The sequence below is a fragment of the Pantoea sp. X-Soil-TKNS-1280 genome, from assembly GCF_059730475.1.
Genome location: NZ_AP035965.1, coordinates 399,406 through 420,308, shown reverse-complemented (window position 1 = coordinate 420,308; position 20,903 = coordinate 399,406). Strand labels below are relative to the sequence as shown.

16 protein-coding genes are annotated in these 20,903 nt (G+C 54.0%); 13 read left to right on the top strand and 3 right to left on the bottom strand.

The window, feature by feature from the left end:
- The first annotated feature begins 38 nt into the window (after window positions 1-38).
- Window positions 39-1,433 carry an MmgE/PrpD family protein gene (locus tag AC6I8X_RS27225; RefSeq protein WP_497841827.1) on the top strand — a complete coding sequence of 465 codons (1,395 nt, stop codon included), beginning with the start codon at window positions 39-41 and terminating at the stop codon, window positions 1,431-1,433.
- A gap of 5 nt (window positions 1,434-1,438) precedes the next feature.
- On the opposite strand, the gene AC6I8X_RS27220 is transcribed toward AC6I8X_RS27225, so the two are convergent.
- Window positions 1,439-2,263 carry a transporter substrate-binding domain-containing protein gene (locus AC6I8X_RS27220; protein WP_497841826.1) on the bottom strand — a complete coding sequence of 275 codons (825 nt, stop codon included), beginning with the start codon at window positions 2,261-2,263 and terminating at the stop codon, window positions 1,439-1,441.
- 200 nt (window positions 2,264-2,463) lie between these two features.
- Here AC6I8X_RS27220 and AC6I8X_RS27215 point away from each other — a divergent pair, with 200 nt between their 5' ends.
- Entirely contained in the window at window positions 2,464-2,886 is a 423-nt protein-coding gene (locus AC6I8X_RS27215) for a VOC family protein (protein WP_497841969.1), read from the top strand.
- Window position 2,887: 1 nt separating this feature from the next.
- Window positions 2,888-3,070: a hypothetical protein gene (locus tag AC6I8X_RS27210; protein WP_497841825.1), complete on the top strand. Its 183-nt coding sequence runs from the start codon at window positions 2,888-2,890 to the stop codon at window positions 3,068-3,070.
- A 49-nt stretch (window positions 3,071-3,119) separates the two neighbouring features.
- Here AC6I8X_RS27210 and AC6I8X_RS27205 read toward each other — a convergent pair whose 3' ends face one another.
- Entirely contained in the window at window positions 3,120-3,857 is a 738-nt protein-coding gene (locus tag AC6I8X_RS27205; protein WP_497841824.1) for a metallophosphoesterase, read from the bottom strand.
- Between the two features lie 37 nt (window positions 3,858-3,894).
- Window positions 3,895-4,299: a nuclear transport factor 2 family protein gene (locus tag AC6I8X_RS27200; protein ID WP_313688996.1), complete on the bottom strand. Its 405-nt coding sequence runs from the start codon at window positions 4,297-4,299 to the stop codon at window positions 3,895-3,897.
- A gap of 247 nt (window positions 4,300-4,546) precedes the next feature.
- Between AC6I8X_RS27200 and AC6I8X_RS27195 the strand changes: the two genes are divergently transcribed.
- From AC6I8X_RS27195 to AC6I8X_RS27150, 10 genes are all read left to right on the top strand, one after another.
- Complete coding sequence (locus tag AC6I8X_RS27195) at window positions 4,547-5,080, top strand: GNAT family N-acetyltransferase (protein ID WP_497841823.1); 534 nt, start codon at window positions 4,547-4,549, stop codon at window positions 5,078-5,080.
- Window positions 5,081-5,123: 43 nt separating this feature from the next.
- Complete coding sequence (locus tag AC6I8X_RS27190; protein ID WP_497841822.1) at window positions 5,124-6,740, top strand: ABC transporter substrate-binding protein; 1,617 nt, start codon at window positions 5,124-5,126, stop codon at window positions 6,738-6,740.
- Between the two features lie 14 nt (window positions 6,741-6,754).
- Window positions 6,755-7,744 (top strand): ABC transporter permease, encoded by a 990-nt coding sequence (locus tag AC6I8X_RS27185; RefSeq protein ID WP_497841821.1) that lies wholly within the window; start codon window positions 6,755-6,757, stop codon window positions 7,742-7,744.
- Entirely contained in the window at window positions 7,744-8,577 is an 834-nt protein-coding gene (locus AC6I8X_RS27180; RefSeq protein ID WP_497841820.1) for an ABC transporter permease, read from the top strand. The genes AC6I8X_RS27185 and AC6I8X_RS27180 overlap by 1 nt, the downstream gene beginning before the upstream one ends.
- Entirely contained in the window at window positions 8,574-10,187 is a 1,614-nt protein-coding gene (locus AC6I8X_RS27175) for a dipeptide ABC transporter ATP-binding protein (protein WP_497841819.1), read from the top strand. The genes AC6I8X_RS27180 and AC6I8X_RS27175 overlap by 4 nt, the downstream gene beginning before the upstream one ends.
- A gap of 10 nt (window positions 10,188-10,197) precedes the next feature.
- Window positions 10,198-11,568, top strand: a complete 1,371-nt coding sequence (locus tag AC6I8X_RS27170) for an LLM class flavin-dependent oxidoreductase (RefSeq protein ID WP_497841818.1) — start codon at window positions 10,198-10,200, stop codon at window positions 11,566-11,568.
- Between the two features lie 72 nt (window positions 11,569-11,640).
- Complete coding sequence (locus tag AC6I8X_RS27165; protein ID WP_497841817.1) at window positions 11,641-12,933, top strand: NtaA/DmoA family FMN-dependent monooxygenase; 1,293 nt, start codon at window positions 11,641-11,643, stop codon at window positions 12,931-12,933.
- Between the two features lie 254 nt (window positions 12,934-13,187).
- Entirely contained in the window at window positions 13,188-18,392 is a 5,205-nt protein-coding gene (locus AC6I8X_RS27160; RefSeq protein ID WP_497841816.1) for a lysozyme family protein, read from the top strand.
- 368 nt (window positions 18,393-18,760) lie between these two features.
- Window positions 18,761-19,270, top strand: a complete 510-nt coding sequence (locus tag AC6I8X_RS27155) for a sugar dehydrogenase complex small subunit (RefSeq protein ID WP_313687367.1) — start codon at window positions 18,761-18,763, stop codon at window positions 19,268-19,270.
- 28 nt (window positions 19,271-19,298) lie between these two features.
- A complete protein-coding gene (locus AC6I8X_RS27150; RefSeq protein WP_497841815.1) occupies window positions 19,299-20,903 on the top strand; it encodes a GMC family oxidoreductase in 1,605 nt (534 codons plus the stop codon).

Sequence of the window (20,903 nt, the reverse complement as noted above, 5' to 3'; positions counted from 1 at the left end):
TTATCTCTTTTTGATATATAAATTTGACCAGGATAGCTATGACCCACGCCACCTCTCTGACACTCGAACTGGCCCGATTTGCCTGTCAACTCACTCCTGACGCAATCCCTGCCTGCTGGAAACGGAAAATCATCCTGCATTTTATCGATAGCCTGGGGTGTGGGGTGGCAGCACGTAACGACCGGGTGTTGCAGATGAGCGCTAAACTGGCACGGTCACAATACGCGGCGGGCAGCAGTATTACGCTGGATGGTGGCTCTCAACTCTCTTCCAGTGGTGCCGCATTCCTTAATGCCGTAGCGATCAATGCGCTGGATTACGATGATGGTTTTGAAGTCGCAGGGCGGGGGATGGGACATCCGGGGGCGACTCTGGTCGCCGGGGCACTGGCGGCGATAGGTTCGCAACCTGTCAGTGGCAAGGCCTTGCTGACGGCACTGGTTGCTGCATGGGAAATCAATGGACGGGTGATTCTTTCGCAGCAACCAAGCCCGGAACGTTTTCGCGAAGTCTATGGCGTCTGCCAGCATGAATCTCTCGGTGCTGCAATCGCATTCGGTCTGTTGCGTGGCTGTGATGCGAGAGCTCTGGAAAACTGTCTTGGGCTGGCAGCCTCGCTCACCCCGCTTCCGTCATTGCACAAATATAACTGGCAGCAACGTCCACTGGTTTCCTTTAAAGACTACAATGCGCCAGCCGCGGAAGCGGGGGTGCGTGCCGTTGAAATGCATCTGTCCGGCATTGTCGGGCCGCGTGATGTACTGGCAGGGGAGCAGGGGTTCTGGCGCATGATGGGTTCTGACACGTTCCGTCCTGAAATCCTCACGGATAACCTCGGCTCCAGTTGGCTATTGCCGCATGCCAGTTTTAAGGCTTACCCGACGTGCCGCTGGATGCATACTGCGCTGGAGTCGTTTGCAGGCGTACTGAAAGCTATCGCTTCTCCTGAAAAGATCCAGCGGGTACGGGTGTATGGCAGTCAGTTGCTGGCCGATTTTTTTACCGATACCCGGCCTGAGAGCGGCACAGACGCGCAATTCAGCCTGCCTTTAGCCATTGCCTGCCTGGCATTCAATATTCCTCGCCATCAATGGAGTAGTGAAGAGGTGCGTACCTCCGCGTGGCTTCTGGCATTTGCGGATAAGGTGGAGGTGCTGTCCGAAGGGCATTTTGATCAACTGATGCGGGAATTTCGTCGCCCGGCAGCCCGTGTGGAAGTGGTTACTGAGGATGCCGTTGTTACCGGTGACACCATCGATTTTCCCTTAGGCTCGCAGGAAAACCCGCTTTCGGAGCAGAAGATTATGGATAAGTTTATCGCCAACCTGTCATCACGGTTGCCCGCAGAGAAAGCAGAAGGGATAGCAGCGCGGTTACTCGATCTGGAACGATGTGAGGATATCGGGGCACTGCTGGCCCCGATGCTGGAATGAAGGTCTTACTGCCACTCTTCCTTAATCACAGACGGAACCTTACTGACATCGACGCCACGCAATTTAAGGGCGTCCTCATAGAATTGCTTACTCTGGCCGGATTTATAAATTTTAACGAACTCTTCATTCAGGAAATTACGGAAACGCGGGTCGCTTTCTTTGCGTATTGCACCACCGGTACTGATGGCGATGATAGGCTTCGGCAGGATCAGGTTGCCCTTGTGTACTTTGGCCTGTTGCAATGCCAGTGCCGGATGGACGTAAGAAAGTGCATCGACACGGCCCGCATAGAATGCCGCAACGCCTTCATCCATATTAGTGAAGCGGACCAGCTGCGCCTTCGGTAATTTTTTCGTCAGGATAAGGTCAGGGCTGCTGCCGAGGGTGACGCCTATTTTGATGTCAGGACGATTAAGGTCTTCCCAGTTTGCCGCAGGAATACCATCGCGGATCAGCACCCCCTGGGCATACCACAGGAACGGTTGATCGGAGAAGTCTGCGGCCTTACGGCGTTCATCGGTGGGATCGAGCACCAGCATGGTATCAATCTGGCCTGCCTGCAACGCCGCAATCGCATTACCCCAGGTGGTTTCGACCGGGACCAGTTTTACCCCTAAATCTTTCGCCAGCACTTTGCCAACGTTATAGCCAATACCATTCCACTGACCTGTCGCCGGATCTTTGAAGTACCAGGGTTCGCCTTGTGCGACGCCGATACGCAGTTCGCCCGTTTGTTTGATATGGTCCCAGGTCGATTCTTCCGCGTGGCTGAAAAAGGGGGCGACAGCCATGAGCAAAGGCAGAACGATTTTGTGTAGTTTGATTGTCATTTTGATGGTCCCTGATAGAAAGAAAAGAATGAAAAGTGAAATGCAATTCAGGCGACAAAATAGCGAAATTTTATATAAGTGTAATAGTGCTATTTCTATTATCTAATTCCATAAGGTTATTAACGGCATGAGCATGACGAAGGCTGCAATGACCGCTAAGAACTTTTGTGTTAACTATGGATAAACACAGAGAGGTGGCGATGAATTTTCAGCATATGCGTATTGCCAGGCCGGTGCGTGTACTTAACAGAAGCTGTGAAATGTACTGCGACGGACTTGGGCTAACAAAGTTAGGCGAGTTTACCGATCACGATGGATTCAGTGGATGCATGTTAGGTCGGGAGGATTTACCCTGGCATCTTGAGTTCACCCAGTGCCACCACCATCCGGTGATACCGTCTTCCTCACCCGAAGACCTGTTGGTTTTGTACGTCCCGAAAAGGGAGGCATGGGAAAGCGCCTGTTCAGACATGGACCACGCGCGATTTGTCAGGGTGGCATCTTTTAACCCCTACTGGGAGAGAAGGGGTGTGACCTTCGAAGATCCTGATGGGTACAGAGTGGTGATCCAGAATATGAAATGGGGGGGCGTTATAACCGAATCGTTAACAAGGATGATCTAATATGGTGACACAGGATATTGAAAAAGCAGTGTTTGATTTGGCAGGAGAATACAACGGGCGAAGGCTATTTACCTTCAAACGTTGTCCGCACTTTCCCGAAGACTTTAGTAAAAAACATGATCTACTGACTATTCAGTTATTGATTGATTCAGCAAAGGCTGGACGTTGGCCAGGTAGAAAGTAAAGGCGAGCTATATTCCTTCTTTCGCTCCCGATAGATCATATTGTCCCGCTCAAACCGAAACGTGATAACTGGTAACGGCATTGCCGGTAAACCGGTGGACCATCAGCGCCGGTGGATCGTCAGCAGGGGGAATATTTTCTGTCCCAAACCAGACCGGATTAGCCGGGCACACTGACCCGCAAATATAGGCCGGTATTCCCGCAAATATGCCTGCTATGGGGCGGTGGACATGCCCGCTGGAAATCGCCAGCAGGTGATGAGGAACCTGCCTGACCAGCGCTGCCAGCGCTCCGGAACCCTGACACATCGTCTTATCCAGCGTGGGAATGCCGGATGCAAAGACGTGATGATGCAGGAATAACAGTGATGGAGTATCACCGGCATCCCGGAATTGTTTCTCCAGCCAGCCAAGATGCCCAGATACATCGCCTGACGTTTGGTTTTCCAGCGTTGAATCCAGCCCAATGAGGCGAAGCTTACCGAGCTGATGCGTAAAGTGCAGGGAATCGTCCGATGCATCAGCTGCCCAGCCATGCTCTCCCCACACTGCGCGCATCTGCTGGCGATCATCAGCGTTGCCGGGTAGCAGTAACCAGGGATACGCCTGCTGGTGCAGACGGTCGGCAATCAACCGATAACCTTGATGCCACTGTTCATCAATCAGATCACCGGTCAGCACCAGAATGTCCGGGGTGAGATGCGCCAGCCATGCCAGCACGCGATCAAATCGCGACAGATTGTCATTGTCAGGAGAAGCGTGGATGTCCGAAACCTGCGCTATCAGCATGTCTGCCTCATCATGATTCAGGCTGCAAATCTACACATTAGCGGCAAGCCTGAGCCACTGCAAAACTGTCTTCAAACAAACGGAAACGCGTGATCAAGCCGTCATTTACCACAAAATCAAACACAAACTCTGTCTCGATCAGTTTGCCGGTTTTATTCACCCGGGAAGCCAGTTTACCCGGCACCAGAACCCGGTTGCCCTGAACCAGCATCTCACTGATTTCAAAGTGATCAGAAGTGATCTGCTCACGAATCTGGCGGAAAAATTCAGCCGCACCCGCTTTGCCGTGTTTACGCCCAATCCAGGGCACAGTGGCAACATCGCCCGCCACGAACCAGTCAACGTCTTCACTGACCAGTGCTGCGATGGCAGCAACATCCGCTGCGGACGCAAGGCGATTGAAAAATTCTTTAATGACATCAGCAGGTTGTTGATAAGACATCAGGTGACTCCTGTTCTGTGGTCAAAAACACACATCTATTTCTAGTCTGAATGAATGGTCTCAGTCAATTACCTTCTACCAGCGTGCTGTTATTCGACGGCTACATTACCTTATGCATTATATTTGTAATAGACCGGATCAGGCGGTTAATTCCTGTATTTAACAAAACGATTGCCATTATTTTCAGTTTACTTTACATGGGCGGATTTCAATAATTTCCCGGTGATTTATCAAGGAAGCGGAAATAATGAGTCAGTCGATTGAGGTAGCAAAGTCCGACGACGCGGAAGAAATCTTCGCGTTACTCCAGCGCGCCTATGCCGCGCTGGTCGCTTTGGATGTGCATTTTACTATCTCGCGCGGCTCGGTGGAGCAGGTACGGCGCACCATTGAGCTGGAAACCGTGCTGGTACTGCGCAAATGGAAACGTGCCGTGGCGACAGTAACGGTGCGTTTCCCGTGGCAGCAGGATGACAGAGCACCTTCATCATTACCTTTTATTCACTGGTTTGCTGTTGACCCGGATTTTAAAGGTCAGGGATATGGCCGGGAAATTATCAGCTGGGCAGAAGAAACCCTGCTGAAAGACACCTTAAAAGCACCGGGTGTTTATCTGGCTACTGCGACCAAACATCCCTGGCTTAGCGACCTGTATCTGCGTCGCGGCTATCAACCTTTTTATCATCGCACCAATCAATTAGGGGAAGCATTGGTTTTCCTGAAAAAGGAATTTACGGCCAATGCGCAAACCTCACCGGAAAAAAGAGTACGTACTGCCTGATTCAGGCCATTAAAAAATAACACCTGCAACCGCCAAGGATAATATGAAAGCGAATTCACTGACTCTCGCGCTGGGTCTGACCTGCCTGCTGGGAAGCGCATTCCATACTTTTGCTGCTGAACAACCGCGCAGCGGTGGCAGCCTGACCTGGGGTGTCGAAACCGAACCCGTGCCGTTTAACCCGCAGCTTAACGGCCAGTCGAAAGCGGAAGTGGTGTTGCGCAACGTCTGGGAATCGCTGCTGGCACGCCGTAATGACGGCAGCTTTGTCCCCTGGCTGGCTGAAAGCTATGAAGCCAGCCCGGACGGAAAAAACTATCGCTTCAGCCTGCGGCGTGACGTCACTTTCTCCAACGGTGAGAAACTGGATGCCAATGCGGTAGCTGAGAACTTCCGTCATCTGCAGGATGCAGCCTATTGTGCTGGTAGCAGCCTGTGTGCGGTGGGTGCGCGCATTGAGAATATCACCACGCCGGACGACCATACGGTAGCGATCACCCTGAAACAGGGCTATTCCCCGTTCCTCGCCTTCGCCGCCAAATTGCAGATCCTCGCTCCGGCCAGCTGGCACTCATCACAGCTCAAATCCGGCGGCAAAGAGATTGCCGGTACCGGTCCCTTTATTCTCGAAAGTTACGAAAAAGGGCAGCAGGTCACCTTCGTGAGAAATCCCCATTACAACTGGGCACCTGCCACGGCGCATCATCAGGGACCGGCTTATCTTGATCGCGTTACTTATCGCTTCCTGCCGGAATCTTCAGTGCGGACCGGCGCGTTGCTGTCAGGGCAGGTCGATGTGATTGAAGGCATCTCCGGTAATGACGCGGGAGAGTTCAAAGACAGCAGCGACTTTACCTACCAGCATGCGCTTAATACCGGCACGCCGTATTCGTTGTTTCTTAACGTGGAATACGGCCCGACTCAGGATGTCAAAGTGCGTCAGGCGCTGTTGCAGGGGCTGGATATCGACCCGATCCTCAAATCGGTTTATCGCGGCGAGCGTACCCGCGCCTGGGGCATCACGTCACCGATCGATCCGCTCTACAACAACGATCTGGAAGGTAAATATGGCAACAACCCGGCTGCCGCCAATAAGTTGCTGGATGAGGCGGGCTGGCAGACGCGAGATACCGATGGCTTTCGTACCAAAGATGGCCAGCGCCTGAGCATTGAGGTGATTCAGGCACAGGCGACGGTACGTGACCAGCGTGATGTGTTGCTGCAGGCGATCCAGGCTCAGGCGCGCCAGCGTCTCGGTGTAGAGCTGAAGCTGCGTTATGTCGATTCCGGTACCTACGTTGATGTGCGTAACACCGGCAAATTCGGCTCGATCGCTAACTCCAATACTGAAACTGACGGCATCGATATCGAAAACCACTATCGCCCGGTGAAGGCGGGTGGACCGATCAACTACAGTCGCGTCAACAGCCCGGAAATAAACGGCTGGCTCGATCAGGCTGCCGCCACACTGGATCTTAATCAGCGCCGTAAATTCTACAGCCAGTTACAGCAGTATGCCCTGCCACAGCAGGCGCTGGCGGTGCCGCTGTATGAACCGGAAGACCAGATTGCAGCGGCAAGTTATGTACACGGTGTCGGTTTCCGCAGCTTCAAGCAAATGCCTGAAAACGTCTATGACGTGTGGCTGAGCGCACACTAATTTCGGAGGCGAGGATGAGTCTGGAGAGCATCGTAACCCGTAACCCGCGAGCGCCCCGGCCATCGCTATGGCGTAGCGAACTGACGCGTCGTATCACCGGACGTCTGCTGGGTGGCGTACTGGTGTTGTGGGCAGCCGTCACTCTGGCGTTCCTTGGGGTGCATCTGGCGCCAGGCGATATCGTCAGCCTGCTGATTGGGGAGCAGGAGCGCACACCGGCGATTGAGGCGGCCATCCGCGCCGAGTGGGGGTTGAATCACCCGTTATGGTGGCAGTACCTGCACTATTTGTGGCGCGTGCTGCACGGTGACTTCGGACGTTCATACATTCTCAACACCGAGGTGAGCCAGCTGCTGGCGACCCAGCTGTGGCCCACCCTGAAACTCACCCTGGCAGCGTTACTGGTTAGTGCCGTGTTTGCGGTGGTGATGGCGGTAGCGACGGCACATCGCCGCTGGGGCCGCCGGATTGCGAATGGCCTGGAGCTGCTGCTGGCTTCCACGCCGTCGTTCTGGATGGGAATTGTACTGTTGTTCATCTTCAGTTTTACGCTGCGCTGGTTTCCGGTGGCGGGAGATCGTCATCTTTCGTCGCTGGTACTGCCAGCTTTGTCCCTCGGACTGGCCCAGGGGGCGGTGATTGCGCAGGTCCTGCGGCGTGAGCTGGAACGTGCACTGGAGTCCCCCTTTACCCTGACGTTACGGGCCTGGGGTGTGGGGGAAACCACTATCCGTTTGTGTCATGCGTTACGCCACGCCGCACTGCCTGCGGTGACGTTAACCGGCTGGCTGGTGGGCGGATTACTCAGCGGCGCGGTGATCACCGAACAGGTTTTTGGTCGTCCCGGTCTCGGTAAGCTGACGGTGGATGCGGTGCTGGCGAAAGATCTGCCAGTGGTGCTGGCGGTTGCCGTCCTTTCGGCACTGATTTACGTGGTGATGAGCACGCTGGTGGACATTCTGGCGCTATGGATCGATCCACGCCTGCGTGGGGAGGGCAAATAATGCAAGCCATCCTGCAACGATTTTCTCTTGTTCTGCCCGTATCAGTGTGGAGCGCATTGTTCTTTCTGCTGCTGGTCGCGCTGGCGGTGGTGGCTCCGCAGTGGCTGACGCACAGCGATCCGCTGCTGGCTGACCCGGTTAACGCGCAGCTGCCGCCTTCGGCACAACACTGGCTTGGCACCGATCAGCTGGGGCGCGATCTGCTGACCAGGGTGATTTATGGCAGCCGTTACTCGCTGTTGATCAGCGTCGCGGCGATGGCGGTGGCGGTGATCTTCGGCACCTTGCTTGGTCTGACGGCGGCACTGGCACGCGGGGTGGTGGATGAGCTGCTGAGTCGCGCGGTGGATGTTATCTCAGCCTTTCCCGATCTGTTGCTGGCGCTGATGCTGATCGCTTTCACCGGCCCGGGTACCAATAACCTGATTATCGCTCTCGGCGTGGCTTCGGTGCCGCGTTTTGCCCGCGTGGTACGCACCCAGACTTACAGTGTTATGACCTCCGGCTACGTGGAACAGGCCCGTACCTTCGGCCTGTCGCGCTTTACGTTGATCGGGCGTCATATTCTGCCACATGCGATGGCGCAGGTGCCCGCGCTGGCCACTCTGGGTCTCGGCACGGCGATTATCGGCACTGCGGGGCTGAGCTTCCTGGGGATGGGGCCGCAGCCGCCGACGGCTGAATGGGGATTGATGCTGGCCGAAGGGCGTAACTATCTGCGTAACGCCTGGTGGATTGCCGTCTGGCCGGGGGTATTTATCACCCTGACGGTGATTGCGGTGAATACCCTGGGACGCTACTGGCAGGCGCGTTTTGAAGGGCGAACACTATGACGCAACCGGTGATTGATATTGAAAACCTCTCCATTCGCTTTGGTGCCCAGCAGGTGGTGAAGAACCTGAATTTGCAGGTCTGGCCGGGGGAATCGGTGGCGCTGGTGGGGGAGTCCGGTTCAGGCAAGACCCTCACTGCCCGCAGCCTGCTGGGATTGCTGCCGGATGATGCGGTTGTCAGTGCGGATCGTTTTGTCATTGATGGACGTGATATGCGCAACGCCCACCACCAGGATTGGCGTGTGCTGCGTGGACGCCGTATTGGTTACGTGCTGCAGGATGCGCTGGTTTCACTCGACCCGTTGCGGCGCATCGGTCAGCAACTGGCGGACGCACTGCGTGCCTCAGGCTATCGTGGTGATGTCAGTCTGCAGGAAAAAAGCCTTGAACTGCTGCGCGCGGCAGGCATAGCGGATGCAGAAAGCCGTCTCGCACGCTATCCACATCAGCTTTCCGGTGGACAGCGTCAGCGCGCCCTGATTGCCACCGCCCTGGCGGGCAGCCCGGCGTTGCTGATTGCGGATGAACCCACCACGGCGCTGGATATGACGGTGCAGCGGCAAATCCTGCAATTGCTGGCGCAACGACAGTGTGACGGGCATGGCCTGTTGCTAATCAGCCACGATCTGGCGGTGGTGGCCGAACTGGCCGATCGGGTGCTGGTGATGCGTGATGGTGAAGTGGTGGAGCAGGGCAGCAGCGGAACGTTGCTCCAGCGCCCCCGGCATGCCTGGACACAGCGTCTGCTGCGCGCTGTACCGACACCCGCTACCCGGGGATTACGCCTCAGCGCTGCCGAACCGACACCGCTGCCGCCGCGCCCGGCACCCGCTGCGGTGCCTCTGCTGGAGGCGATCGGGCTTAACAAGGCCTACGGTGAGCGTCAGGTGCTGCATAACATCAACTTCAGCCTGCACGCCGGGGAAACCCTTGGCGTAGTGGGGGAGTCCGGTTCCGGCAAAACCTCGCTGGTGAAAGTGGTGATGGGCCTGGCCGAACCTGACAGCGGCATGCTGCTGCTGGAAGGCAGCCGCTGGCAGGGCCTCAATGAGAAAGCACGTCGCGCCCGGCGCGCACGCCTGCAATTGATCGCCCAGGACCCCTTCAGCTCTTTCGACCCACGTTACACGGTGGAAAAAATTATCGGCGAAAGCCTCGACAGCATCGGCATTTACGGCGATGCGCGCCGTCAGCGGGTGCGCCAGTTGCTGGACGAAGTGCAACTGGGCGATCGCTTTCTGCAGCGTTATCCGCAGCAACTCTCTGGCGGTCAACGCCAGCGTGTCGCGATTGCTCGCGCTTTTGCTCCGAACCCGGCGCTGCTGGTGGCGGATGAGCCGGTCAGCGCGCTCGATGTCTCTGTCCAGGCACAGGTGCTGGATCTGCTGGCTGATATGCAGGCCGAACACGGCACGGCGCTGTTGTTTATTTCTCACGATCTTGGGGTGATCCAGCATCTGGCCGACCGTGTGCTGGTGATGCAGAACGGTCAGGTGGTGGAAAGCGGGGAACTGCAACAGGTGTTTGCTGCGCCACAACATCCCTGGACACAAAAACTTTTACAGGCGCTACCGGTCCTTCCTGACTGGCAGCCCGCGACCGCATATTAAGGAGAAGCGCATGAGTCAGACACAACGCCAGCTACGGCTGGGTGCCATTATTCAGGGAGCTTCCGGCAACATGTCGGCATGGCGTCACCCGGATGCGGTGGCCGATGCCAGTATCAACGTGGACTACGTGCTGGACCTGGCCCGGAAAGCGGAACAGGCGAAAATTGATTTCCTGTTCGTCGCCGATGGCCTGTACATCACCCCGCAGTCGATCCCGCACTTTCTCAATCGCTTCGAACCCATCACCCTGTTGTCGGCGCTGTCGCTGGTGACGAAAAACATTGGTCTGGTGGCGACACTCTCCACCTCTTACAGCGAACCCTTTACCGTAGCCCGCCAGTTTGCCAGCCTTGACCATCTGAGCGGCGGACGTGTTGGCTGGAACGTGGTGACCTCACCGCTGGAAGGATCGGCTAAGAACTTCTCGCGCGCTACCCATCCTGAGCATGACGAACGCTATCGCGTTGCCAGCGAGTATTTACGGGTGGTGAAGGGGCTGTGGGATTCGTGGGAAGAAGGTGCCTTTGTGCGTGATAAAGCCAGCGGCCAGTTTTTCGATGCAGACAAACTGCATACCCTCAATCATCAAGGCCAATACTTCTCGGTGCAGGGACCGCTCAATGTGGGGCGCTCACCGCAGGGGAGGCCGATTGTGTTTCAGGCGGGCGCTTCGGAAGCGGGTAAGGCTTTTGCCGCTGAAGCAGCCGACGCCATTTATACCCGCCAGGAGACCCTTGAGCAGGCACGTGAGTTTCGCGAAGATGTGCGCAGCCGTCTGGTGGCGCAGGGGCGGAATGCCGATGACATTCGCGTTTTCCAGGGTATCAGCGTCATTATCGGAGACACCGAAGAAGAAGCGGAGCGCCGTTATCAGCAGACCGCAGAACTGGTGAGCATCGATAAAGCGCTGGAATATCTTGGCCGCTATTTCGAACATCATGATTTCAGCCAATATCCGCTGGATGCGCCTTTCCCGGAAATCGGTGACCTGGGCGAAAACAGCTTCCGCAGCACCACCGATACCATTAAACGCAATGCCCGCGAACGTGGGCTGACCTTGCGCCAGGTTGCGCTGGAAGAAGCGACGCCACGACCAGGCTTCCTCGGTACGGCGCAGCAGGTGGCAGACGGCTTAGCCCAGTGGTTCCTCGCGGGCGCAGCCGATGGTTTTATCGTTCGCGGCGGCACCCCGACCGCGTTTGAGGATTTTGCCGAACAGGTGATCCCGTTGCTGCAACAGCGCGGGATTTATCGCCGCGAATATGCCGGCGAGACACTGCGCGAAAACCTCGGACTGGCGGAGCCGGAAAACCAGTTTGCACAACGCCGTCGTCATCAGCCTGTCGCAGGTACTGACGGAAACCGGAGGGCGAGTGGTTAACGGCGGCGGGTGAGCAGGTCGATGCCTTACAAAAAGTACAAGCTGATTTTGCCCGTCCTCAAGGAGAATACCGTGTCGCAACCTTATCGTAGAAAACTGAAGACGCTGGTGGGTGCCACTAGCGTGATCTCGGCGGTGAATGACAGCCAGCCCGGAATCGGCATTGCACGCGCCATTGAACTGGCGAAGATTGCGGAACGTGAAAAGATCACCGGTTTGTTCACCGCCGATCTGTTACAGGCCGATCCGGCCGGGTTGGCAGGCTCCACCGGCAGTCAGGACCCGCTGATTGCGCTGGCGGCGTTGAGTCAGGCAACTTCGCAGATTGGTTTGATTGCCACGGTCAGCACCAGCTGGCTGCATCCTTATCACCTGGCGCGCCAGGTGGGTACGCTTGACCATGTCAGTGGCGGCCGTGCTGGCTGGAATGCGGTGACGTCATCGGTGGGCGAAGAGAACTTTGGCGACAGCCCTCTGCCGCCGCCGCAGGAACGCTATGCGCGTGCCACCGAATTTATCGAGGTGATGAATGCGTTGTATGACGCGAACGAACGCGAGGCTGTGCAACGTCGCGCCAGCGGCGGGATACATATCGATCCTGCCAGACTGCATCCGATTGACTATCGTGGCGACTATTTTCAGGTCGCCGGGCCGCTTAACGTACCGCCTTCACCGCAGCGCCGTCCGGTGCAGTTTCAGGCGGGACAATCCGACGCCGGGGTAACACTGGGCGCACGTTATGCCGAGGTGATTTATACCTCTCAGCCGACCTTTGACGCCGCCCAGGCGTTTGTGGCGGATGTGCAGCAGCGTGCGCGGCGCTTTGGTCGGGAACACAATCCACCGCTGATCATGAACTCATTCCACGCCATCATTGGCGACAGCGAGGCGGATGTGGCACGCCGCCTGCGAGAGAAGCATGAACGCATCAACGAGGAACAGGGTCGCCTGCGGGTAGCAGATATGCTGGGCGGTGAGGTGGATCTTCGGGAATTACCGCTGGATCGCCCGTTACCCGCGGCACTGATCCCGGAAGTGGCGCAGGTCCATCGTCGCCAGGGGCGTGCGGCCATTTTCCGCCAATACGCGCTGGAGGGATTGACCCTGCGCGAGCTGATCATCAAAGCCGAAGAAACCGGCCACTGGTTTGTTGCCGGAACGCCGGAGACGCTGGCGGATGCTATTGAACAACGTTATCAGGCCGGGGTGTTGGACGTGATCTCATTACACGGGCTGGGGCAGCCGGATCAACAGGATTTGCTGTTAAACGGTTTGCTGCCTGAATTACGGCGACGCAGATTACTGGATTCGGAATATCAGGGCAGTGACTTCCGCAGCAGTCTTGAACTGGCACCGCTCCGATAACGGCAATGCAAAAAAACATAAAAAATCAGCGTAACCCAAAAGAGCCTTCTGTCGTGACAGGATAAAGTCCCGGTCAATTAAACCAGAATTGACCAGGAAATACCCTAATGCCCGCCACAATAACGTTTCAGCACGCCCCCAAACTGCACCCAAGTGTAAATTCCATCGCTCCGGCAGCTAGCGTCAGGAATGACAGCACAGCCACCCATCAGGACATGGGCTGTGCGTTTGTAGTCTCTCTGGGATGCAATGTAATGAAACAAATGCCTGAAGCTGATGAAGAAGCTCTCCGGTTACTGAATGATTACCAGAAATCTTTTCCCCCTCTCAGGCAGAGCCTCTCGGATAGGGGATACATAGCAAAGAACGGTGAGCTGGACGCCCCCTTTGCCTGCAAAAACTGGCAGGCATTGTGGGAGGAATTTCCCGCCGAAGAATGTAAGGACATCCCTGAAGAAGCCGGATTCACGAAAATGGCCGAAGACCTTCTCAACTCCACAGAAGTGTTCCTGCAGGATGTGGCAGCATCTGTGGCAGAAAGCCAGGCCAGAACGGATAAACTCACAGGAATGCAGCCAGCCATAGCGGAAGCGAAAGAAGAAGCGGCTGTTGATGTTCAGACCCTCCGTCTGCTGCTGGATGAGGAGACCCGTGAACGCATCGTTGCCACTGCGAATGAATTCATCCGGGAGGGGGGACGAAACCGGGAGCACCTTGATGATTTGGGATCGGAACTGAAAGCGGCAGTGGAAAGTCTGGATGACGCACAGAAAACAAAGCTGGCCAACCCGGAAGATCGCAGTGTGCTGGCGGCGGCCGTTAAGGTGATGAAGGACAGTATGGAGGCTGTTAACAAGCCTGAAACCGCAGAACGTCTGTCAGCGGAAGAAAAACAGGTACGCCTTGACGCCTGTGAAGCGCTGAAAGACCTGTCTGCGGCACTGGAAGGCGCGGTTGACATACTGAAGAGCGTCAGGGCAGCAGCCACGGGGAGTGATGTTCCTGGACTGATGGAGAAACTGAGCAACGCCCAGCGTAAAATAAAAGATGCGCTTAAGGTCGTGAAGAAAAGAAGAAATGAATCTCTTGAAAGCACTTATCCCGATAAATCCGGCAGGGTAAAAGCTGCACTCCTGAAAGTATCCATCCCCGGCAGCAAAAAAGACCCGGTGACCGATGTCCTGAGTAACCTGAAAGCACATCAGCAAAATCTTGAAAAAGGTGTTTACCGGGAGCGGATTTATATCCGGGAGGCGACGCAAACGCTGTCACAGGCTGTCGATACCTTACCGAAAGGGAAGGTCAGGGATGCTGTCAGCAGGTTGCAGGCATTTTGCGAATTGCTGGCGCCGCACCTGAAGGCGCTGGCATCAGGGAAAACGCCAACCATAGCCGGCGCGAAGGAGCTTAAAGAGGCCGCTACTGCTGCCATTGCTATGTACAGAACACTTATGGGTTCCGGCATCACTACTGATGAGCCGAAAACGCAGCGTGACGTGTTTAATCAGGCTGTGGAGAAACTCATTCATGAACATAAAAGTATCAAGTCGCAGGAGCTTAAACAGCCGCTCAGGGAAACCGGACTGGCGTTTAGCCTGGTACGCGAGAATACCCGGAACGTGCAGTCTGTTGATATCGCGACAGATACACTGACACAGCTGAAAGAGATGGCGGTGACGCTTCGTGGTTCGGGTGCCAAAGCAGCACATGCCGTGAAAGGTGTTACTAAAAAGATGGGTTCGCCCGGAGCAGAGAGAAAAAAACTGACTGATCTGCTTGAGGTAAAAAGTGACCCGTTGCTTACATCACTGCACTGGTTCGAGCTTAAGGGCAAGGCACTGGCAGGGAATGCTAAAGCTGCCGATAAAGTGGCCAAGACGCTGGGGCATAGAAAGGGCACTGATTCCCTGAGCAATGTGAGCGACATGCGCACAAAAAGTGTTGAAGCCATTTCATTAGCCCGGACTGAGCTGAAAGAAGCCTTTTCGTTCGTTGAACACCGCTGGCAGGAAACCAAAAAAACACTGCACGCGCTGCATACGACCAGTCAGCATGAATTCGCCCTGGCGAAAGAACAGCTGAGCGTGATGGAAAAAGATGACCGCCACAAACTCCCTGCACGACCTGAAGACATAAGTCTGCAGCGAAAAAAGGTGGATACTCTCAGACGATTTCTTTTCGACATTCAAAAGTGTCACGACGGATTTAAAAAGGCCGTGAATGAAGCCCGTGAGGCGGCAGGAAGCGCAGAGGCCCTGGCGTATTCGCAGGACCGGTTAACAAAAACCGAAGTGGGGCTGCCAGCCTCAAAGATTCTGCTACAGGCTGAGGGGGTGATGCGGACAGCGGTCGCAGCACTTCGGGAGGTCACACACCGGGAGCCTGAGGTTTACGGCCCACAGCAGAGAGTGGCGCTATATCTTGCACTGGTGCTGGCAGAGCGGGCGGATGAAATAAAGGGGTTAAGTCCGGCGGAAAAACTCGCCCTGCCAGAGGAGCTGGCGGAGAAGCTTGCCGGAGATATTGACACACCCGGATATGACAGGAAGGCATTTGCTGCACTGATTAAAGAATATTACGGGCAAAAATGTGACGGCACGTTAAAACTTCCCCGCACGTACAGGGAAGTTCTGGCAGAGCCGGGTCTGAAGTGGGCAAATCTGATGACAGACAGGGGCGCAGCCAAGCTGGGGAGTTCGCTCGTTAGTCTGACATTGCGCAAACTGATTTCACAGAGTGTCAACATCTTTCTGCCGGGAGGCGTCGCGGGCAGTGCATGGGGGCGTATCCGTGGCGCTGTGTCAGCAGGTTTAATTCTTCAGGCAGGGAATGAACGTTTTGATTTTGCGAGAAATTCGGTCATGCCCGGCGGTGCCCTGCCTTCCGGAACTCTTTCCAACATCAGAAAGGACACCTGGAAATTTGTTGCGGCATTGACCGTCGATGCAGCAATGCCGCAGGTCCTCAGGGATACCAAAAACGGACTGGCGATGCTGAGTGACATCCGCAAGAACGGCTTCGCTCATACGATGGAGCAGGCGGGTAATCATTTCGTGGCGAATAACCTCATCAGTTCTGGAACCACGCTGGCTGCTGCCGGGGTAAGAGAAGGTGTCGGGGCGGCTGCAGAATTTATCACTGATACCATGGAGAAGGCGTCACTGCGCAATCAGGTGTTCCCTTACCGGGGGCAGGGAGACCATGTGGAACAGGCCGTCGGAGAGATGGCTGATATTGCCAGACGTGGGCGGGCAGGTCCTGAGGGCATGCGGAAAGACGAAGTTGCGATGATTGACCGCGCCCTCGACGATGCACTGAAAGATCTTGAACAGGAAAAAGCCAGGTTAAACGGCACCCTGACAAAAGCAGAGCGTGATTTTATAAAAGAAAGAGGACTGACACCGAAGGACCTGATAGCGGCATGTGATGCCCAGTCTGAGAGGCTGCGCTCTTACCAGACAGGCGGTGAGAACGCCAACCAGCTGGTTATTCTCGGGAAGAGTAAGCCTGGGCAGCCTGAATTTAATGCCTGCGTCAGGGAGGGCGACAGCCGTATCTTTATTCGGCAAGGCGCTGCTGGTAAAGACTTGCTGCGCCACGAGGTGACCCATCTGTGGGGGAAAGGAGAGAGGGAGACCCGCAACATTACGGCGACCCTGATGGGATTGCGGACAGGTGACCACAGCATGGCAGGGAAGGTTAACATTAACCTTGATGCGAACGATGAAAATAATACTGATGGGCTGCACTTTGCTTTTGGAGGCAATTCTCTGTTCAGTTCCAGAAAAACGGCCAGGATATCCTCACCACCTGATACCAGTAATGATAATCTGGATGAGATACCTCGAGAAACGCGCCTCACCAGAATGATGCGAAATCGAGCGCTTGAAAATTCTCTGGATAGGAACGTCCAGATTGACGTAAAACAACCGTTATCAGAATTCACTAACGATGTACTGGAGGAAGCATATTCCTCAAATGGAATATCAAATCCAGGCAGTCGAATTAAAAACGATCGAATAAAGGTGGAAGTTGATAATTCCTGGGATCTTGTTGGCTTGTTTAAGTCACAGGTTTTAAAGAAAAAGATTGAGGAAGGTTTTACTCCCGCTGACATTGCTAATGGGGCAGCGCGGAAGTTTATTGAGGAAAACAATACTCTATTGAGGAAAGTTGCTGGCACAGGATTTAAATTTACATGGCCATCGGACTACCCTGATAGTTTGAAACATCAATTAAATGATGGTTTTTTAGTGAGTTATATGGAAAACCGATATGAGACCGCCCTGGATAGTCATACGAATGAAATTCGTGATCATGTAAAACAAAATGCAAAGGCGAGCATTGAGCTTTATAATATTACCCACCAAAACAACAGCCCTGTAGGAATGGTTACTGAGGCCGATCTTAATGATGTTACACAAGTAGTTTTTTGTGGCAAAGTGGTGCCAAATCTTTTCTTCCACAAGGGCTATATATTTAGCACAAGTCCAGGGTTTGAACCTGTGAGTTACTCTAAACTAATGAGAGAGGAAAATATATCTCAAGAATTAAGGGCGGCAATTAACGAAGGTCTTTCAAAAAAAGAAAACATCTCTCTGAGAAATGTTGGTAATTATCAAATAATACCCAATGAGTCCCCTCCATTTGATAAGGAATTCGCAATTAAATCTGGTGTGAGGGGGAAAGTAGACGAAATTCTTACGCCAACCCTTGTTGGTAACAAGAAGAGCGATTTTGATTTCGCCACCTGGAGTAGCTTTGAATCCAATGTAACCTATGGAGCCAATTCATTACAGCTGTTTCTTTCTGCATATCCTGTGTGGGGACCAGCTATGAAAATAACTCCAGCCGTTAATTATGGTATTAGTTTATTAAATAGCGTATCTTCCTTAATCAAGGCCTCAATTGAAGATGACCCTCAAAAGCAAGGTAGGTATGTTCGGGATGCATTAATTAGTTGGGTGGTGAATATTGGTGCTGGAGCGCTTTCAAAAGCAAGCATGGATAAGTTGAGTGATTTTGCAACCAATGCGGCCCAGGAATTTATAAAAAACCCACAAAGCAAAGCTGAGATACTGGCATTATTTTTTAAAAATACGTCTTCAGTTTTAATAAATAATGGAAGGCAAGGGTGGAAAAGTGCCGCGGAATTTTGGAATTCATTAACTCCGGGTGGGAAGATGTTGTTTGGCAGATTAACAGGGAATAGTGCGAAAGTTGTTTATGATAAACTGGATAAGCTTTTCTCAAACACTGAGTCCACAGTTATATCGCCAACGGTTGATTCTGTTGAAGATAAAATAGCAAAATTACCCAAGGGTGGGATCGGATCTTACGGTGAGATGAAAGACAGATTAAATCTCACTTTCTTTCAATATGTTGTTAAGTGGGGTGGGGGAGTACATTACAGCAACCCAGTACCACCAGACATTGCGGATTATATCCGTACCCACTAAATCTTAACAACCTGGTGGAACAAGACCATCGGGACAGTAAACGTATCACGAGGCACATGGTCCTATCGCCCGGCTGGAGATCCGGCTGGGTTATCAGATGTTGCTGGCTTCGCTTCAGAAATTCAATTTGCTGCCGATCCCGACAATCTGCCAACGGTGTTTCACAAACACATTCCGTTACCATTCATAAACTAATGATAACAATTAGCGCTAATCGTTATCATTTTCCTACGTTTTTGTGATCCATGTTAAATTTTATCACCCTATAATGATTGAGGTATTAAAAGATCTTTAGCCCAGATGCCAGGTATTACCCGGCCTCGGTGACTATTGAGTCATAACAACAAATCATAATTGGCAGGAAATTTATGTTTGAGCAATCAGGTCGTGTCTCGCGCAGGCGTATGTTGCAAGGCATGGGGATACTGGCTGCGGCTGCGGTTATCCCAGTGTTTCCCTCTTATGCAAGCGCTTCCCCGGATGATGATTTCACCAAAATCTCCACGCTTCTGACTGGAAAAGCGCAACTCCCGGAAAACTTTACTCGGGTTCTCCTCTCCGCCTTCTCCAGAATCGACAGTAACTTCAGCAGTAAAGTCAGCAAACTTCAGCAGTGGATTGAACAGCAGTCTCTGAATGCCAGCGAGATCAGCAGCAAGCTGGCGGCGGACTCTTCCATGGCCGATGTCGCGCATCTTCCCGCAGACATTCTGACGGGCTGGTATCTGGGCATCGTCGGCAAAGGCGATCAGGCCATCTGCGTGGCTTATGTCGAAGCCTTCGCGAATCAGGTTGTTGCCGACGTACTCAGGCCACCGACCTACGCCTATGGCGCGTATGGCAGCTGGGCTGCAAAACCACCGTTAACCATCGGTTAAATCCCTCAACTGAGAATAAGTCACTGACATGTCTGAAACTATTACTACTGATGTTGTTGTCATCGGTTCCGGTGTGGTGGGTGCATTAACCGCCCGTAAGCTGGCGCTGGCCGGACGCAAGGTGTTAATGCTGGAAGCGGGTCCCCGTATTCAACGCGATACCATCGTCAGCAACTTTCGCCACTCGGCACGTAAAGACGATTTTATTGCCCCTTATCCCAATTCAAAAATCGCGCCATTCCCGGATTATAAACCGGAAGATAACGGCTATCTCGATCAAACCGGCCCGCAGGCCTATAAACCTGAATACCTGCGCGTGGTGGGTGGTACCAGCTGGCATTGGGCTGCGCAGGCATGGCGTCTGGTTCCCGCCGATTTCCGGTTGAAGACCCAGTATGGGGTAGGGCGTGACTGGCCGATCAGCTATGACGACCTGGAACCTTATTATTATGAGGCCGAGCTGCTGTGGGGCGTGTCCGGTCCGGACGAAATGGCAAAGTATTCGCCGCGCAAACAGCCCTTTCCGATGCCTGGGGTGAAAAAATCCTATCTGGAACAACGGGTCACGGAACGTCTGGCACCAAAGTATGAAGTGCTGACCAACACCACCGGACGCAATTCGCTGCCTTATGATGGACGTCCTCAGTGCTGCGGCAATAACAACTGCATGCCTATCTGCCCGATTGATGCTCAGTATCACGGCGGTATCGCTGCCGATGCCGCAGAAAAAGCTGGCGTTCAGCTGCTTCCCCAGGCGGTGGTGTATAAGCTGGAGCAGAACAGTCATGGCAAAATAACCGCCGTACATTATTACGACTGGAATAAGCAATCGCATCGGGTGGAAGCCGAAATCGTGGTGCTGGCCGCCAACGCGATCGAATCATCCAAAATTCTGTTCCTCTCCGCCGATGCGAAAAACCCGCATGGTCTGTGCAATAACTATGACCAGGTGGGACGCAATCTGATGGATCACCCTTCCAATTCGGCAACCTTTTATGTCGATGAGCCACTGTGGCCGGGTCGTGGCCCGATGAGCCCGTCTTCTATTCAGCAGTTGCGTGACGGTGCTTTCCGTTCTGAATCTGCCGCGTTCCGTATCGATATTTCCAACTCATCACGGGTTGCTGGTGTCACTGCTGGCGCGATCAAAGAGGGCCTTACCGGGCAGGCGCTGGATGATGCTATCCGTTTCCGTGCTTCTCACGAGTTGAGTATTAAAAACGTTCTTGAACAGCTGCCCGATCCGAATAACCGCACCATGCTGAGCACCTCGAAAAAGGATGCGCTGGGTCTGCCGACGCCGTCGTTCTCCTACTCATTTGATAGTTATGTTGAGAAAGGGATGCAGCACTCTCTGGCGGTGTATGCCGATATTGCCAGGATGCTGGGTGCCACTGATGTGCGTTACTCCACACCGGGCGTTTACAGCAATAACCAGCATATTACCGGTACGCTGGCGATGGGCTTTGATGAAAAAACTTCAGTGACCGACCACCACGGTAAAGCCTGGGAATACGACAATTTGTACATCGTATCAACCGGCGTGATGCCGACGGTCGCGACCGCCAACTCCACCCTGACAGCATGCGCGCTTGGCTTACGTACCGCCGACGCCATTCTGGGCAAAATTTAA

What these genes read in the sequence shown, in the direction of transcription:
- AC6I8X_RS27210 (WP_497841825.1), top strand. Translation starts at nt 2,888, where the DNA reads ATGGTGACACAGGATATTGAAAAAGCAGTGTTTGATTTGGCAGGAGAA.
- AC6I8X_RS27205 (WP_497841824.1), bottom strand. Translation starts at nt 3,857, where the DNA reads ATGCTGATAGCGCAGGTTTCGGACATCCACGCTTCTCCTGACAATGAC.
- AC6I8X_RS27180 (WP_497841820.1), top strand. Translation starts at nt 7,744, where the DNA reads ATGCAAGCCATCCTGCAACGATTTTCTCTTGTTCTGCCCGTATCAGTG.
- AC6I8X_RS27170 (WP_497841818.1), top strand. Translation starts at nt 10,198, where the DNA reads ATGAGTCAGACACAACGCCAGCTACGGCTGGGTGCCATTATTCAGGGA.
- AC6I8X_RS27195 (WP_497841823.1), top strand. Translation starts at nt 4,547, where the DNA reads ATGAGTCAGTCGATTGAGGTAGCAAAGTCCGACGACGCGGAAGAAATC.
- AC6I8X_RS27200 (WP_313688996.1), bottom strand. Translation starts at nt 4,299, where the DNA reads ATGTCTTATCAACAACCTGCTGATGTCATTAAAGAATTTTTCAATCGC.
- AC6I8X_RS27160 (WP_497841816.1), top strand. Translation starts at nt 13,188, where the DNA reads ATGAAACAAATGCCTGAAGCTGATGAAGAAGCTCTCCGGTTACTGAAT.
- AC6I8X_RS27150 (WP_497841815.1), top strand. Translation starts at nt 19,299, where the DNA reads ATGTCTGAAACTATTACTACTGATGTTGTTGTCATCGGTTCCGGTGTG.
- AC6I8X_RS27185 (WP_497841821.1), top strand. Translation starts at nt 6,755, where the DNA reads ATGAGTCTGGAGAGCATCGTAACCCGTAACCCGCGAGCGCCCCGGCCA.
- AC6I8X_RS27225 (WP_497841827.1), top strand. Translation starts at nt 39, where the DNA reads ATGACCCACGCCACCTCTCTGACACTCGAACTGGCCCGATTTGCCTGT.
- AC6I8X_RS27175 (WP_497841819.1), top strand. Translation starts at nt 8,574, where the DNA reads ATGACGCAACCGGTGATTGATATTGAAAACCTCTCCATTCGCTTTGGT.
- AC6I8X_RS27215 (WP_497841969.1), top strand. Translation starts at nt 2,464, where the DNA reads ATGAATTTTCAGCATATGCGTATTGCCAGGCCGGTGCGTGTACTTAAC.
- AC6I8X_RS27190 (WP_497841822.1), top strand. Translation starts at nt 5,124, where the DNA reads ATGAAAGCGAATTCACTGACTCTCGCGCTGGGTCTGACCTGCCTGCTG.
- AC6I8X_RS27155 (WP_313687367.1), top strand. Translation starts at nt 18,761, where the DNA reads ATGTTTGAGCAATCAGGTCGTGTCTCGCGCAGGCGTATGTTGCAAGGC.
- AC6I8X_RS27220 (WP_497841826.1), bottom strand. Translation starts at nt 2,263, where the DNA reads ATGACAATCAAACTACACAAAATCGTTCTGCCTTTGCTCATGGCTGTC.